General features: G+C 69.9%; 15 protein-coding genes and 1 riboswitch. Of the genes, 5 read left to right on the top strand and 10 right to left on the bottom strand.

Annotated features, from left to right (window positions below; genetic code table 11):
• Nucleotides 1-12: 12 nt before the first annotated feature.
• On the bottom strand, nucleotides 13-1,494 hold the full coding sequence (locus tag H7F38_RS21405) for an NAD(P)/FAD-dependent oxidoreductase (RefSeq protein ID WP_187091676.1): 1,482 nt from the start codon (nucleotides 1,492-1,494) through the stop codon (nucleotides 13-15).
• Entirely contained in the window at nucleotides 1,491-2,621 is a 1,131-nt protein-coding gene (hemE, locus tag H7F38_RS21400; protein ID WP_187091675.1) for a uroporphyrinogen decarboxylase, read from the bottom strand. Before hemE ends, H7F38_RS21405 begins: the two co-directional genes overlap by 4 nt.
• 247 nt (nucleotides 2,622-2,868) lie before the next feature.
• Here hemE and H7F38_RS21395 point away from each other — a divergent pair, with 247 nt between their 5' ends.
• Nucleotides 2,869-4,155: a glutamyl-tRNA reductase gene (locus tag H7F38_RS21395; protein ID WP_187091674.1), complete on the top strand. Its 1,287-nt coding sequence runs from the start codon at nucleotides 2,869-2,871 to the stop codon at nucleotides 4,153-4,155.
• A gap of 246 nt (nucleotides 4,156-4,401) precedes the next feature.
• On the opposite strand, the gene thrC is transcribed toward H7F38_RS21395, so the two are convergent.
• On the bottom strand, nucleotides 4,402-5,679 hold the full coding sequence (gene thrC, locus H7F38_RS21390; RefSeq protein ID WP_187091673.1) for a threonine synthase: 1,278 nt from the start codon (nucleotides 5,677-5,679) through the stop codon (nucleotides 4,402-4,404).
• A 13-nt stretch (nucleotides 5,680-5,692) separates the two neighbouring features.
• Nucleotides 5,693-5,846: riboswitch (SAM riboswitch) on the bottom strand.
• A gap of 38 nt (nucleotides 5,847-5,884) precedes the next feature.
• The gene (locus H7F38_RS21385; RefSeq protein WP_187091672.1) at nucleotides 5,885-6,583 is read right to left on the bottom strand and encodes a peptidylprolyl isomerase; all 699 of its coding nucleotides are present in this window, start codon (nucleotides 6,581-6,583) and stop codon (nucleotides 5,885-5,887) included.
• A 131-nt stretch (nucleotides 6,584-6,714) separates the two neighbouring features.
• Between H7F38_RS21385 and holA the strand changes: the two genes are divergently transcribed.
• The gene (gene holA / locus H7F38_RS21380) at nucleotides 6,715-7,686 is read left to right on the top strand and encodes a DNA polymerase III subunit delta (protein ID WP_255498105.1); all 972 of its coding nucleotides are present in this window, start codon (nucleotides 6,715-6,717) and stop codon (nucleotides 7,684-7,686) included.
• A gap of 115 nt (nucleotides 7,687-7,801) precedes the next feature.
• Here holA and rpsT read toward each other — a convergent pair whose 3' ends face one another.
• Together rpsT and H7F38_RS21370 are read right to left on the bottom strand one after the other, a co-directional pair.
• Nucleotides 7,802-8,062, bottom strand: coding sequence for a 30S ribosomal protein S20 (gene rpsT, locus H7F38_RS21375; protein ID WP_187091670.1), 261 nt, complete (start codon nucleotides 8,060-8,062; stop codon nucleotides 7,802-7,804).
• A gap of 220 nt (nucleotides 8,063-8,282) precedes the next feature.
• Nucleotides 8,283-9,056, bottom strand: coding sequence for a triacylglycerol lipase (locus tag H7F38_RS21370; RefSeq protein WP_187091669.1), 774 nt, complete (start codon nucleotides 9,054-9,056; stop codon nucleotides 8,283-8,285).
• Between H7F38_RS21370 and H7F38_RS21365 the strand changes: the two genes are divergently transcribed.
• Nucleotides 9,031-9,327, top strand: coding sequence for a hypothetical protein (locus H7F38_RS21365; RefSeq protein ID WP_187091668.1), 297 nt, complete (start codon nucleotides 9,031-9,033; stop codon nucleotides 9,325-9,327). The two genes, H7F38_RS21370 and H7F38_RS21365, sit on opposite strands and share 26 nt — an antisense overlap.
• 1 nt (nucleotide 9,328) lies before the next feature.
• On the opposite strand, the gene H7F38_RS21360 is transcribed toward H7F38_RS21365, so the two are convergent.
• Entirely contained in the window at nucleotides 9,329-9,484 is a 156-nt protein-coding gene (locus tag H7F38_RS21360) for a hypothetical protein (RefSeq protein ID WP_187091667.1), read from the bottom strand.
• A gap of 23 nt (nucleotides 9,485-9,507) precedes the next feature.
• On the opposite strand from H7F38_RS21360, the gene H7F38_RS21355 reads away from it, so the two are divergent.
• The gene (locus H7F38_RS21355; protein ID WP_187091666.1) at nucleotides 9,508-9,870 is read left to right on the top strand and encodes a hypothetical protein; all 363 of its coding nucleotides are present in this window, start codon (nucleotides 9,508-9,510) and stop codon (nucleotides 9,868-9,870) included.
• Nucleotides 9,871-9,964: 94 nt separating this feature from the next.
• On the opposite strand, the gene H7F38_RS21350 is transcribed toward H7F38_RS21355, so the two are convergent.
• The 3 genes from H7F38_RS21350 to H7F38_RS21340 are packed head-to-tail and all read right to left on the bottom strand — an operon-like array spanning nucleotide 9,965 to nucleotide 12,131.
• On the bottom strand, nucleotides 9,965-10,537 hold the full coding sequence (locus H7F38_RS21350; RefSeq protein WP_187091665.1) for a mismatch-specific DNA-glycosylase: 573 nt from the start codon (nucleotides 10,535-10,537) through the stop codon (nucleotides 9,965-9,967).
• A complete protein-coding gene (locus tag H7F38_RS21345) occupies nucleotides 10,537-10,938 on the bottom strand; it encodes an MmcQ/YjbR family DNA-binding protein (protein WP_187091664.1) in 402 nt (133 codons plus the stop codon). The genes H7F38_RS21350 and H7F38_RS21345 overlap by 1 nt, the downstream gene beginning before the upstream one ends.
• Nucleotides 10,935-12,131, bottom strand: a complete 1,197-nt coding sequence (locus tag H7F38_RS21340; protein WP_187091663.1) for an amidohydrolase — start codon at nucleotides 12,129-12,131, stop codon at nucleotides 10,935-10,937. Before H7F38_RS21340 ends, H7F38_RS21345 begins: the two co-directional genes overlap by 4 nt.
• 264 nt (nucleotides 12,132-12,395) lie before the next feature.
• Between H7F38_RS21340 and H7F38_RS21335 the strand changes: the two genes are divergently transcribed.
• Nucleotides 12,396-13,385 (top strand): diguanylate cyclase, encoded by a 990-nt coding sequence (locus H7F38_RS21335; protein WP_187091662.1) that lies wholly within the window; start codon nucleotides 12,396-12,398, stop codon nucleotides 13,383-13,385.
• Nucleotides 13,386-13,396: the final 11 nt, after the last annotated feature.

Here is a 13,396-nt window from a genome sequence, read left to right as displayed (position 1 = left end):
TTCCATCTTCTCTCAGGCTGCGGTCGGCGGTGTCTCCGGCGGCTGTGGCGTAGCCGACGTACTCGCGGAGACGGACGGGTCAGGACGGCGGTCGGTGCCGGTCGTGTGGTCGGCCGGGCCGAGGCGCTCGGTCAGTTGGCGGGCGCAGGCCCTCGCCTCGGCCACCACCGCAGCGAGCCCTGTCCCGGCCGTCATGGAACCGGTGAGGTGCAGCCCGGGAAGGCTCCCGACCTGCTCCCGCAGCCGGTCCATGGCTGCGCGGTGACCGGGTGCCGGGCGCGGCAGGGCCGAGGTCCAGGTGGTGAGATCGGAATCGACGAGGGTGGCTCGCGTCAGCGCGACCCCGGTCATCACCGTGCTGTCGATGAGTGCGAGGTCAAGGAGTTCCTCCGCCTCTGGGAGCGGCTGGTCACCGCGCCCGTAGGAAAGACGCAGGACGTGCCGCCCCGGCCCGGCCTGCTCCGCCAGCCAGGCCCACTTGGCGGTGGCGTGCGTCAGCGCCTTGGCGGTGACGCCCGAGGCGTGCCTGGACACCAGCAGGCCGGTCCCGCGCGGATGGCTGTCGAGGCCGTGGTGATCCACGACCAGGGTGACCAGTTGCACGTTGCTGGTGGCGGTCACCGCCGGCGGCACCGTCACACCCTGGCCCGACAACAGGGCGGCAGCTGCCACTCCGGGAACCGCGAGCACCACATCCCGGGCGGTTCTGGGACCAAGGGAGGTGCGCAGCAGCCAGCCATCGCCGCCAGGGGTCAGGCCCTCCACCCGCACTCCGGTGGTGATGGTCCCGCCGGCCGCTTCGACGGCCGACCGGAGGGCGACGATCAGCTCGAAGAGTCCCCCCGACAGGCCGGCCACCGCCGAACCGGGGCGGGCCCCCGACCCGCGGAGCGCCCGGACGGCGTGCGCCAGCGAGCCGGTGTCGTGCACGGCACCGCGCAGACGGGGCTGCACGGAGTCGACCTCCAACTCGTCGGGGTCGGTGGAGTAGACCCCACCGGCCACCGGCTCGACGAGGCGGTCCACCACCCGTCGTCCCATCCGCAGACCGACCAGGCCGCCGAGGGTCGGTTCGGTGGCGCCGAACCGACCCGGCAGCAGCAGGTCCAGCGCGGCCCTGGCCGCGCCGACGGAGCCGAGCACCCGCCGGACGTCCGCGGCCAGGGGCCGGGCGGGGATGCCGATCAGCGCCGCCAGCGGAAGCGGCGCCGTTCCGCCTGCGTGACGGACCCACGCCCCCAACGGATTCGGCGACACGATCCGGTCGTCGATCCCGAGTGCGGCGATCAGATCCGCCACGACAGGTGTTGCGGTGGCGAACGACTCGGCCCCGGAATCCAGGCCCAGCCCGCCGACCGTGTGCCGGGCGATGCATCCACCGACGACCGGACCGGCCTCCAGGACCTCCACGCCGTGCCCGCCGGTGGCGAGTTGCCAGGCCGTCACCAGACCCGCGATGCCGCCCCCGACGACGACCGTCGCCGCCGGCGTCATGGCTGGTCGTGGATGAAGGCCACCAGACGGGTCAGGACGTCGGGGTCGGTGTCCGGAGGTACGCCGTGCCCGAGGTTGACGACGTGACCCGGGGCGCTGCGGCCGGCTTCCAGGCAGGCGAGTGTTGCTTCGTGCAGCGGTCGGTCGCCGGCGAAGAGCAGCGCCGGGTCGATGTTGCCCTGCAGGGGCGTGCGGCCACCGAGGCGCTGGTTCGCGACGTCGAGCGGGATGCGGTGATCCACACCCATCACATCGGCGCCGGCATCACGCATCGCGGCCAGCAGTTCTCCGGTGTTGATCCCGAAGTGCACCCGCGGCACCGGGAGGTCGGAGACGGAGGCGAGCACCGTGGCCGAGTGCTCGGCGACGAAGCGCTGGTAGTCGGCCAGGGACAGGCCGCCGGCCCAGGAGTCGAACAGTTGGACCGCCGAGGCCCCGGCCAGGATCTGGGCCCGCAGGAACGAGCCGGTGACGCCGGCCACCCAGGAGGCCAGCGCGTGCCAGGTCTCGGGCTCTGCGTGCATCAGGGCCTTGGTGCGCAGGTGTTCCCGGCTCGGTCCGCCCTCGACCAGGTAGGACGCCAGCGTGAACGGTGCGCCCGCGAAACCGATCAATGGTGTGCGGCCGAGCGCCTGCACGCAGTTGGCGGCCGCCTGGCTGATCGGCGCCAGCGCGGCCGGGTCCAGCTGCGGAAGCGCTGCCACGTCCGCCGCGGTCCGGATGGGGTGGTCGACGACCGGCCCAGTGCCGGGCACGATCTCCACCCCGATGCCGGCCAGTTTCAACGGAACCACGATGTCGCTGAACAGGATCGCCGCGTCCACCCCGTGTCGGCGTACGGGCTGCAGGGTGATCTCGGCGGCCAGGTCCGGGGTGAGGCAGGCCTGGAGCATGCCCGTCCCGGTGCGCACCCTCATGTACTCGGGTAGGGACCGTCCGGCCTGGCGCATGAACCAGACGGGATGAGCGGCGGTGGGCAGTCCGCGGTAGGCCCTCAGCAGGGGAGCGCCGTCCAACCTGCCGTCACGCAGGGGGTGGTCGGCCGGCAGGGTCCGCTCGGCCTGTGTGGTGGTGTCGGCCTCGGTGGTGTGGTCGGCTTCTACGGAGGTGGCTGCGTGCGTCGTCATGGTGGGTTCATCGTCCCACCAGGACCGGTCGGACCGGGCAGGGGAAGGTCGGGGACTCCGTCACGGCCCGGACCGGGTTAGCGGACCCTTGGTGACGTGGCTCTCCGCACCTCTGCGCCGGCGGTTGCCAAGGTGCGACAGTGCACGTCACAGACCGTGCCGTCGATGCTGTCCTTGCCTGTCGGATCGACGGCTGGTGAGCCTCACCTTTCCTGGTTTGGGCTGGTCACAGCGGTACGATGGGGTAATGCTCATGGTTCTCGGTGCCAGCCACCACGACCTGGAGCTGACCCAGTTGGAGCGGCTTTCGACGAGCACCGACTCTCTCAGCCAGGCCCTGCGCGAATTGACCGCCGCTGACGGCGCGATCCGGGGCTCCGTCGTACTTGCCACCTGCAACCGGCTCGAGATCTACCTGGACGCCGATCGCTTCCACGACGCGATCGATGCCGTCACCGACCGGATCGCCGCGGTGGCCGAGATCGATCCGGCCGATGCAGCGGGGCTTCTCAAGGTCCGGGTCGGCGCCCCCGTTGCCGCGCATCTGTTCACGGTCGCCTCCGGGCTCGATTCGATGGTCGTCGGCGAGGCCGAGATCTCGGGGCAGGTGTCACGCGCACTGACCGCGGCCCACGCCGCCGGCACCACGACGCCGATCCTGAACTCCCTCTTCCAGTCCGCCGCCAGGACCGCCAAGCAGGTGACCACCGGCACCGGGCTCGGGTCGGCCGGTCGGTCGGTCGCGTCGGTGGCGATCGACATCGCCACGGCCGCGCTCCCGTCGGCCCAGACCCTGGACGCCGCGCTACCGCTGGCCACCTCGACCTGCCTGATCATCGGAACGGGGGCGTACGCCAGGGTGGTCGCCGCCGCGCTGCACGCTCGCGGCTGCACCCGGCTGCAGGTCTTCTCCCCGAGCGGGCGCGCCGACGCCTTCGCCGCCACCCATCACGCCGAGGTGGTGCCGGCCGACCAGTTCGCCGAAGCCGTCAGCAAGGCGGACCTCGTCATCGCCTGCAGCGGCACCACTGGTGGCGTCCTGGACGTGGCCACCATCACCGCGGCCCTGGTCGGGCGCGAGAACCCGCTGCAGCTGATCGATCTCGCGCTCCGACCGGATGTGTCCGCCGGTGTGCGCGCGCTGCCGGGCGTCCGGGTCATCGACCTGCACACCGTTGCGGAGGGTGCTGCGCCCGAGCATCGGGAATCGATCAACGCCGCTCATGATGTCGTCATCGCGGCCGTGGCGAAGTTCGAGGACGACCAGGCGAGCCGGGCACTCGACCCGGCTGTCGTCGCCCTTCGCAAGCACGTCTCCGGGGCGGTGGAGAAGGAGATGGTCCGGCTCCGGGCCAAGTACGACGACGCCATCGCGGCGGAGGTCGAGTTGGCCATGCACCGGGTCACGCAATCCCTGCTGCACACGCCGACGCTCCGGGCCAAGGAGTTGGCCAGGACCGGTGACGGGGCCGGCTACCTCCAGGCCCTGCACACCCTTTTCGGCATCGAACTGCCGACGTCCCCGGACCACTGACCCGGCGCGGTCCCGTCATTCGCCTGGCCCGGGGTGCGCGTGGCCCGGTGTGCGCGTGGATCAACTTCGCAGGCATGGATCAAAGTGGCTCGTTTGGGACTGGTGGGACAGAAGTCGTCAAGTTCGGCCATGCGTGCGATGTTGATCCATGCCACACCCTGGCCCCGGAGATGCGGAAACGGCCCGGTCCCCGAGCGGGAGACCGGGCCGTTGCGGGCGTTCGGGTGCTGACGGGCAGAGCGGCGTCTACGCGAGGCCGGTCGCGTCGAAGGCTGCCAGCGTCGGCGGGATGGTGGCGGTCGGGCCGACGACGTGGGCAATGGCATCGAGGGTCTTGAGACCGTCGCCGGTGTTGAAGATGACCGTCTCGGCGTTCGGGTCCAGCTGACCGGAGGCCAGCAGCTTGCGCAGCACGGCAACCGTGACGCCGCCCGCGGTCTCGGCGAAGATGCCCTCGGTCCGGGCCAGCAACTTGATGCCCTCGATGACCTCTTCGTCGGTGACGTCCTCGATTGCGCCGCCGGTCCGCTTGACCACGTCGAGCACATAGGGACCGTCTGCCGGATTGCCGATCGCGAGCGACTTGGCGATCGTGTCGGGGCGAACGGGCTGGATGAAGTCGCGGCCGTCCTTGAACGCCGCCGAGACCGGGTTGCAGCCGGTCGCCTGGGCGCCGAAGACCTTGTACGACGCGTCCTCCACCAGGCCGAGCGCGACCAACTCGCTGAACCCCTTGTCGATCTTGACCAGTTGGGCGCCCGAGGCGATCGGGATGACGACCTGCTCGGGCAGTCGCCAGCCGAGCTGCTCGGCGACCTCGTAGCCGAGAGTCTTGGATCCCTCGGCGTAATAGGGCCGGACGTTGACGTTGACGAAGGCCCAGTCCTCCTGCTCACCGGCGATCTCCCCGGCCAGGCGGTTGATGTCGTCGTAGTTGCCGTCGACGGCGACCAGGGTTCCGCCGTAGGCCGCCGTCGTCAGGATCTTCTGCTGCTCGAGGTTGGACGGTACGAAGACCACCGAACGGATCCCGGCGCGTGCTGCGGCCGCGGCCACCGCATTGGCCAGGTTGCCGGTCGACGGGCAGGCGAGCACCTTGAAGCCGAGCTGACGGGCGGCAGCGAGCGCGACGGCGACCACCCGGTCCTTGAAGGAGTGCGTCGGATTACCCGAATCATCCTTCACCCACAGGGTTTTCATCCCGAGCTCGCGCGCCAGGTTGTCGGCGCGGACGAGCTTGGTACCGCCCGGGTTGATGTTGGGAGTGCCGGCGATGTCGGCCGGAACGGGAAGCAGGGGAGCGTAGCGCCAGATGTTCTGCGGCCCGGCCTCGATCTGCTCGCGGAGGGCCTGGCCGGTGGAGGTGAACTCGTAGGCGACCTCCAACGGCCCGAAACATTCGGTGCACGCGTAGAAGGGCCCGAGGGCGACGCGGTTTCCGCACTCGCGACACGACAGCGCCACGGCCGGACCGAGATCGACCGAACTGGTGGTGGGGCTGGCAGAGCTGATGACAGAGGTCATGACGAGGCCTTTCGTCTCATCTTTCCCGCCGGAGCGGGACGGACGGGGCACCTGCTGACGACCGGCCTCGAAGTGGCGAGGCTGTGCCTCTACAACGAGAAGGAGATCATCATCAGTGGTTGCCGGGGCTTCATCGGGCCGTATCCCTCTGCCCCTCTGGATGAGTGGTGATTCAGTTGTCCGGCCAGGCTACCGCATCCGGCTCTCAGGAGCCGACGGTCACCTTGCTGATCGTGATCGGCGAGGCCGGCGCGCCATCCTGCGAGCCACCGGAGACGCCCGCCGCGGCGATCTTCGTCAGGACGTCCAGTCCGCCGGTGATGTGACCGAAAACCGTGTAGTCCGGGGAGAGGCCGGAGTCGCCGTAGACCAGGAAGAACTGCGAGCCGTTGGTGTTCGGTCCGGCGTTGGCCATGGCCACGGTCCCCGTCCCGTACGTCATGGAGGCGTTCGTCTCGTCGGCGAAGCTGTAACCCGGAGTACCCGAACCGGTGCCGGACGGGTCGCCGCACTGGAGCACCTTCAAGCTGCTGGTCGTGGTCAGGCGATGGCATGTGGTGTTGTCGAAGTAGCCGGCGGTGGCCAGGTGCACGAAACTGCCGATGGTGCAGGGGGTCCTGGCCCGGTCCATGGTGATCTTCACGTCACCGCCGGTCAGAGCGATGGTGACGTCGACCGTCCCGCTCTTCGGTTCCGAAGCCGGCGGAGCGGTCGCCGGTTTGGCTGCGGCGCTGCCGTCTGAGGGGTACGAGCAGGTCGCCGACCCGGACGCGCCCGACTGGGCAGCACCGGCCGGCGAAGAACTGGACGATGCGGGCGCGGCGTTGCCGGCGGAATTCGAGGCACACGAGCTGACGACGACCAGCGAGAGCAGCAGGGCGGCAGCAGAGAAGATCGGGCGCAACGGGGATCCTTGTCAGGGGTGGGGAAGCAACGCGATGCGGGGCGGCAGCGTCGCGGGAAGTTTCTTCCGCAGAGTTTATCGGGTCACCGGTGAACGCCGGGTGTGTCGGTCCTGGCTGACAAGATATGGGTGTGTCCGCCGCCGCTGCTCCACTGGATCCACTGCTGCTCGTGCTGGGTGACGAGCCGCTCCTGGTGGATCGGGCGGTTGCCGGTGCCGTCAGCGCGGCGCGACGGGTGGACCCCGACGTGGAACGGCGCGAAGCGGCCGCAGCCAGCCTCTCGCCCCTGGAGTTCTCGGATCTCGTCGCCCCGAGCCTGTTCGCCGAGCCGCGGGTGGTGGTCATCCGCCAGGCGCACGAGGCGTCGAAGGAACTCGTGGCCGCGGTGGTCGACTACGCACGCGATCCGGTGGAGGGTGTCGTGCTGGTGGTCCAGCATCTGGGCGGGGCCAGGAACAAGGCTCTGGCGGACGCGCTGCGGAAGGCGGGCGCCGCCGTCCTGACCTGCAACAAGATCACCAAACCGGCCGAGCGGATCGAATTCGTCCGTCACGAGATTCGATCTGCCGGTGGAACGACTACGCCGGATGCGGTGGCGGCTCTCGTCGATGCCGTCGGATCCGACCTGCGCGAACTTGCTGCGGCAGCCGGTCAGCTCGTCGCCGACACCGGCGGGATGGTCGACGAGTCGGCGGTCCGCCGCTATCACCGCGGTCGTGCCGAGGTGAACGGCTTCGCGGTCGCCGATCTGGCGGTGGCCGGTGATGTGCCGTCCGCCCTGGAAGCGCTCCGATGGGCGATGGGTGTTGGCGTGGCGCACGTACTGGTCGCCGACGCCCTGGCCGACGGCATCCGGACGGTGGCGAAGGTATCCGGCGCCCGTCCGGGAAACGGCTATGCGCTCTCCGGCGAGTTGGGCATGCCGCCGTGGAAGATCGATCGGGCGCGCACGGCAGCCCGGTACTGGAGCGAACCCGGGCTGGCTCGCGCGATGGAAGTGGTCGCGGACCTCAACGGGGCCGTCAAGGGTCTCGCAGCAGACGCCGACTACGCGCTGGAGAAGGCGGTCATCGACTTGTCGCGTGCTCGACGCCTCCGCTGAGACCCCGACGATGCGTCCGACTGGTGACGGACCGGAGATGCCGGGATTCCGGAAGCATGCGGGTACGACAAAAGGGACGGCGCCACCAAGTGGCGCCGTCCCCTTCGAGGCTGGGTCAGAGGGCGTTGACCTGCTGCGCCAGCGCCGACTTGCGGTTGGCGGCCTGGTTCGCGTGGATGACACCCTTGGAGACGGCCTTGTCCAGGCTGCGGTTCGCGGCGACCAGTTCGACGGTGGCAGCGGCCTTGTCGCCGGTGGCGGTGGCGGCCTTGACGCGACGAATCGCAGTCTTGAGTGCTGACTTCACGGACTTGTTGCGCAGGCGCGCCTGCTCGTTGGTGCGAATGCGCTTGATCTGGGACTTGATGTTGGCCACGCCTGATTGCCTTCGTTTCGTCTCTAGGGAATGTGTGCGTCCAGCTGGTGTCGCCCCCGTGGACCCGGCCCGACAGCGGGTGGGAATCCTCGGCGCCTGCCCCGGAGGGCGACGCCCGGAGGGCAGAGTGCACCCCGGCGGAGCGCACACGAAGACCTAGATTAGCAGTTCTGGCGCCCCGGCACCCAATCGTCGGATCGGCCTGCGCCGGTCCGGGCTCTCAACATGTCAGATCGGCGGGTACCGGTCGCCCGTCGGTGGCCAGCGCCGCCAGCACCCAATGGATCACACCGGCAACGCCCGGCAGGTGGACGTGATCGGTGACCAGTCGTGGGCAGCGATCCTCGGCGACGATCGACCGCACCCGGTCGGGCGAGCCCGCCGGCACCTGGGAACCGATCGGCGTCACCACGGTGTCTCCGCGGGTGGACACCTCGGCGTACCGCACGTCACCGTCCAGGTCGCCGCCGAGGTCCAGTTTCCGGAGCAGGGGCGATCCGGCGACCTGATCGGCGCAGGCGGGGCAGAAATTCGCCGGCAGCGCACCGGCCAACGGCGCCGTCGTGCCGTTCCAGGACGGCGCGATGAGCACGGCGGTGGCCACCTGGTCGGCGAGCCCGTCGAGTCGCAGTCCGGTCCGGAGCACCAGACCGCCCTGCGAGTAGGCGACCACGTCGACCTGTCGGGCTCCGGTCACCCGGCGGACGGTGGCGACGAACGCGGCGAACTCACCGGCCGAGGTCGTGACGGCCGCCAGTCCCCCGTGGCCGTACTCGAGCGCGAAGACGCACCGACCCGCGGCCGACAACGACGGCACCATCACCGAGAAGTTCGACGCCACGGTCGAGAAGGTGCCGTGCAGCAGCACGACCGGCCGCTTGCCTGAGTGGCAGGTCGGGTCGTTGACCCCGACGACGCCGACGAAGGGCAGTGACGGGACCGGTACGGCGCCGGGTGATGCCTGCGCAGTGACTCCGGCCGCCGAGCTGATCACGGCGGTACTGCTCGGGGTCGAATTGCTCGGCGCCGGACCGATCTCTGCCGGACTGCTGGGTGCTGGGCCGATCACCGCTGGGCCGCTCGGCGCGGTCCTGCTCGACAAGGGACTTGCCAACGCGGGACTGCTCGCCGCTGGGCTGATCGGCCCGCCGCCGGTGGAGACAGCCGCCGGGGTGGTCGACGGGCCCGTCGGTCCCACGGCCGTGCAGCCCGCCGCGCCGACGATGATCAGTGCCAACCCGCACCAGATCGCAGCGCGGCGGTAGATCATTCCGTCCACAGTGCCATGATCCCGGCATCCGCGTTGCGTGCGGCGGACATGCCGCCGGCCCGCTCAGGCTGCGCCGGCCCGCTGACGGCTGCGACGAACGGCTGCGACGAACGGCTGCGACGAACGGCTGCGACGAACGGCTGCGGCACCATGCCGGGTGCGGCACGATGGGCGCATGACCAGCCGCCCGTCGCGTCCGACGCAGTTCCTGATCGTGCTGCTGGCCGGTGCCGGCGTGATGCATTTCGCGCGTCCACTGCCGTTCGTGTCCATGGTCCCGCGGGCGTTGCCGCGTCCCAAGGAACTGGTCTACCTGAGCGGGGCCGGCGAACTGGCCGGTGCGGCCCTGATGGCGGTGCCCGCCACCAGACGTCTCGGCGGGATGTTCTCGGCCGTGCTGCTGGCCGGGGTCTTCCCGGCCAATCTGTCGATGGCGATGAATTCGGGCCGAAGGCCCACCTGGTACCGGGTCATCGCCTGGGCGAGGCTGCCGCTGCAGATCCCGCTGGTCCGTTGGGCCTGGTACGCCGACCGATAGCCCACGACCGGTAGCCCACGACCGGTAGCCCGCGAGCCGCAGCCCACGACCGGTAGCCCGCGACCGGTAGCCCACACCCGCACCCGGTCATCGGTCATCGGTCACCGACGAGGCCGGCGGCCACCCCGACTTCCCGGTAGTGGACGGCCAGACTCCTGGCCGTCTCGTGTGCGTTGAGCCCACTGGGGTTCGGCACCACCCATAGTTGCGCCCCGCAGAGGTCGGCCGGCTGGCGACCGGGTTTCGCGCTCCGATCGGTGAAAGCCAGCCGATAAGCGGTGATCCCGAGGACGGCCACCACTTTTGGCCGGATCTCGGCCACCAGGGTGGTCAATCGCAGACCGCCGGCGACCAGCTCGGCCGAATCCAGTTCGTCCGCCCGTGCACTGGCCCTGGCCACCAGATTGGTGATGCCGATCCCGCGGCCCTGCAGGTAGCGGAGGTCCGCCGGCTCGAATCCGCCCGAGGCGTCTATGTCCCGGTCGATGATGCCGGCGCCGCGCAGTGCCGGGTAGAACCTGTTGCCACGGCGGGCGAAATGCGCTTGGACGGCGGCGCTGAGCAGGCCGGGATTGATCCCCACGAACAGCAGGTCGACGCGGGGACCCAGCAGGTCGGGGACCGTGACCCCGTTGAATTTCTCCAGTTCCGCCCGGCTGGGGGGCATCAGCGGAGTTCGAGGATGCCCGACAGCAGAGCGACCGGATCCTGACGTTCGGTGGCCCGCCGGCCGGACTGGATCAGGTACCCCTCGACCAGCAACTCGCCGATCGCCGGCCAGTCGACGTCGATGTCCAGCCAGGCGCCGATCCATCCGGTCGGCCCGACATAGGAAGGGACGTAATACTTCCCACCGCCGGAGTCGACCCACTCCCGTTGGGCTCCGGGTGCGCCCTTGATCCAGAGTTCTGTCCGTCCGCTGCCGTGGTGGTCGTCCATCACGGTGGCGAAGGTCTTCGCCCGTATCTGATACGCCGGGGCCCCGTGGGCCGGCCGAACCGTGGTGTCCGGGAGTGCAAGACACATCCGGGCCACCCGGTCCATCACCACCGCCGGCGCGCGACTCACCGCGGAACGACCGTGCCGACCCGCGTGTCGTCGTCGTAGGTGTAGACCTCTCGCCCGCCGATGTAGACGGAGAGCGCCCGCTGCATGGCATCCAGCGGATCGCCGGACCACAGGACCAGGTCCGCGTCCTTGCCGACCTCGAGGGAACCGACCCGGTCCGCCACCCCCATCACCCGCGCCGGGTGGATGGTGATCGCGCGCAGCGCCACCACCGGATCCAGACCCTCCTTCACGGCCAGGGTCGCCTGCAGGACGAGGAAGTTGATCGGGACGACGGGATGGTCGGTGATCAGGGAGATCTCGACTCCGGCCGCGGCCAGCCGGCCGGGGTTGACCATCGAACGGTTGCGGAGTTCCACCTTCGAGCGGCTGGTGAACATCGGACCGAACAGGACCGGAATGCCCTTGGCCGCAAGAACATCTGCGAGTAGGTGAGCCTCGGTGCCGTGATCGATCACGAGTTCGTAGCCGAACTCGTCTGCGATGCGGATCGCGGTGGCGATGTCGTCCGCCCGGTGCGAGTGCTGACGCCAGGGGATCTCCCGGCGCAGCACGGATCCGAGCGCCTCCATCTTCAGATCTCTGGCCGGCCGGGCCTTGTCGGGCTCCGCGTGCGACTGCCGATCCGCGTAGTTCTGCGCGTCGACGAAGGCGCCACGTATCACCGCGGCCGTCCCCAGCCGGGTCGCCGGTGTCTGCTTGCGGTCCGAGTAGACCCGCTTCGGGTTCTCGCCGAGAGCCGACTTCAGGCCGGACGGGGATCGGAGCACCATCTCGTCGACGGTGCGGCCGTGGGTGTGGATCGCCACCGTCAGGCCACCGATCGGATTTCCGGAGCCCGGATTGACGTTGACGGTCGTCACCCCGCCGGCGAGTGCGTCGTCGAAACCCATCTCGGTCGGGTTGATGGCGTCGATCGCCCGCACCCCTGCACTCACCGGGTCGGTGAGTTCGTTGGTGTCGTTGCCCGCCCAGCCCTCGCCCTCCTCGTGCACGCCGAGGTGGGTGTGCGCATCGATGAAACCGGGCAGCAGCCAACGGCCGCGCGCATCGACGACCTTCGCGTCCGCCGGTACCCCGACGTCGGCGCCGAGCGCGGTGATCAGTCCGTCCGCGACCACGACCGTGCCATCGAAGGGATCACCCTCGATCGGTACGACGTGGGCGTTGACGATGGCCAGTGCTGTCCTCATTCGAACTCCTCGGAAGTCGGATACGGGTCGGGGACACTCCCGCAGAACAACATGACCCAACCGGCGTTCCGCGATGCGCGCCCGGAAATCGAACGTACCCGCGGGCGGTCGACCGCGGTCGGGTGGGACGGATCCCGGCCACGCCGTCCCCATCCCTCACCGTCTGCGACTGCGTGAGGGGTGGGCAGCTACTCTTCACCGGTGCCAGGTCCACCACGTCCTGACGAATCCATCCACAGACCCCGGCCGCGACCACACCGATTCATGACGGCGATCGGGCTCGGCCTCTCCGCCTCGGCCAATCTGGGGATCAACCTCGCCCTGCGCGATGGCGGTCGCTGGGGCCCGGCCGTGACCTGGTTCGGTCTCGCCATCGGTCTGTACAGCCTGGTCGCCCTGGTCGCCGTCCTGCGCAGGGCCGTGGATTCGGCCGTCGGTCTGGATCTGGTGACTGCGGTCGCGCTGGTCGGCACCACCACCGGGGTGATGGCCCACGCCCTGCCGTCGCCGGGTACCTGGGGTTCCCTGACCGCCTACTGCGCGCTGGTGCTCGTCGGGGCGGGCGCCGGGCTGCGGAGCCCCTTGATCTTCGGCATCTCGACCGCAGTCTGCCTGAGCTGCTGGGTGGTCTTCGGCATCATCTTCCACGTCCCGGCCCCGCTGTACTTCAATCTGCTGCCGGTGATCCCGCTGTCGGGTGGCCTGGCCGTCGGCTTCTTCCTGGCTCTGGGTCACGAGCGCTCCGTCCAGGCCGGCCTGATCGATCAACTGCGACTCGTCGCCGACCGGGACCAGTTGACCGGCCTGCTGAACCGGGCCGGTTTCCACGCCAGGGCCTCCCTCCTGCGGGAGACGGCGCGTCAGACCCGCGTCGGCGCCTGGTGCGCGTTCGTAGACGTGGATCACTTCAAGGCCATCAACGACGACTTCGGACACGACCGCGGGGACGCGGCACTGTGCGAGGTGGCCGATGCGCTCAGGAGTCTGATCACCGCCGGCCAGATCGTCGCCCGCTGGGGTGGCGACGAATTCGTGGTGATGGGACTGGGTGATCCGCCGTCGGAGGAGACCCTGACCAGGGAACTCAACGCGCGGGCCCTGGCGGGTTCGGATCTGGACGGGCTCCCGCTGGTGACGGTGGGGGTCTTCGCAGCCCGTCCGGGCGAACCCTGGACCCCCGACGTGCTGCTGGCCGCGGCCGACAGCCGGATGTACCAACTCCGCAGGGGGCGGGTCGCGCCCGTGGGAGAATAGGAGCTGTCCCG

Origin of the sequence: Nakamurella sp. PAMC28650 (genome assembly GCF_014303395.1) — a bacterium.
Classification (GTDB): Bacteria; Actinomycetota; Actinomycetes; order Mycobacteriales; family Nakamurellaceae; genus Nakamurella.
This window is presented reverse-complemented; position numbering and strand designations above follow the sequence as displayed.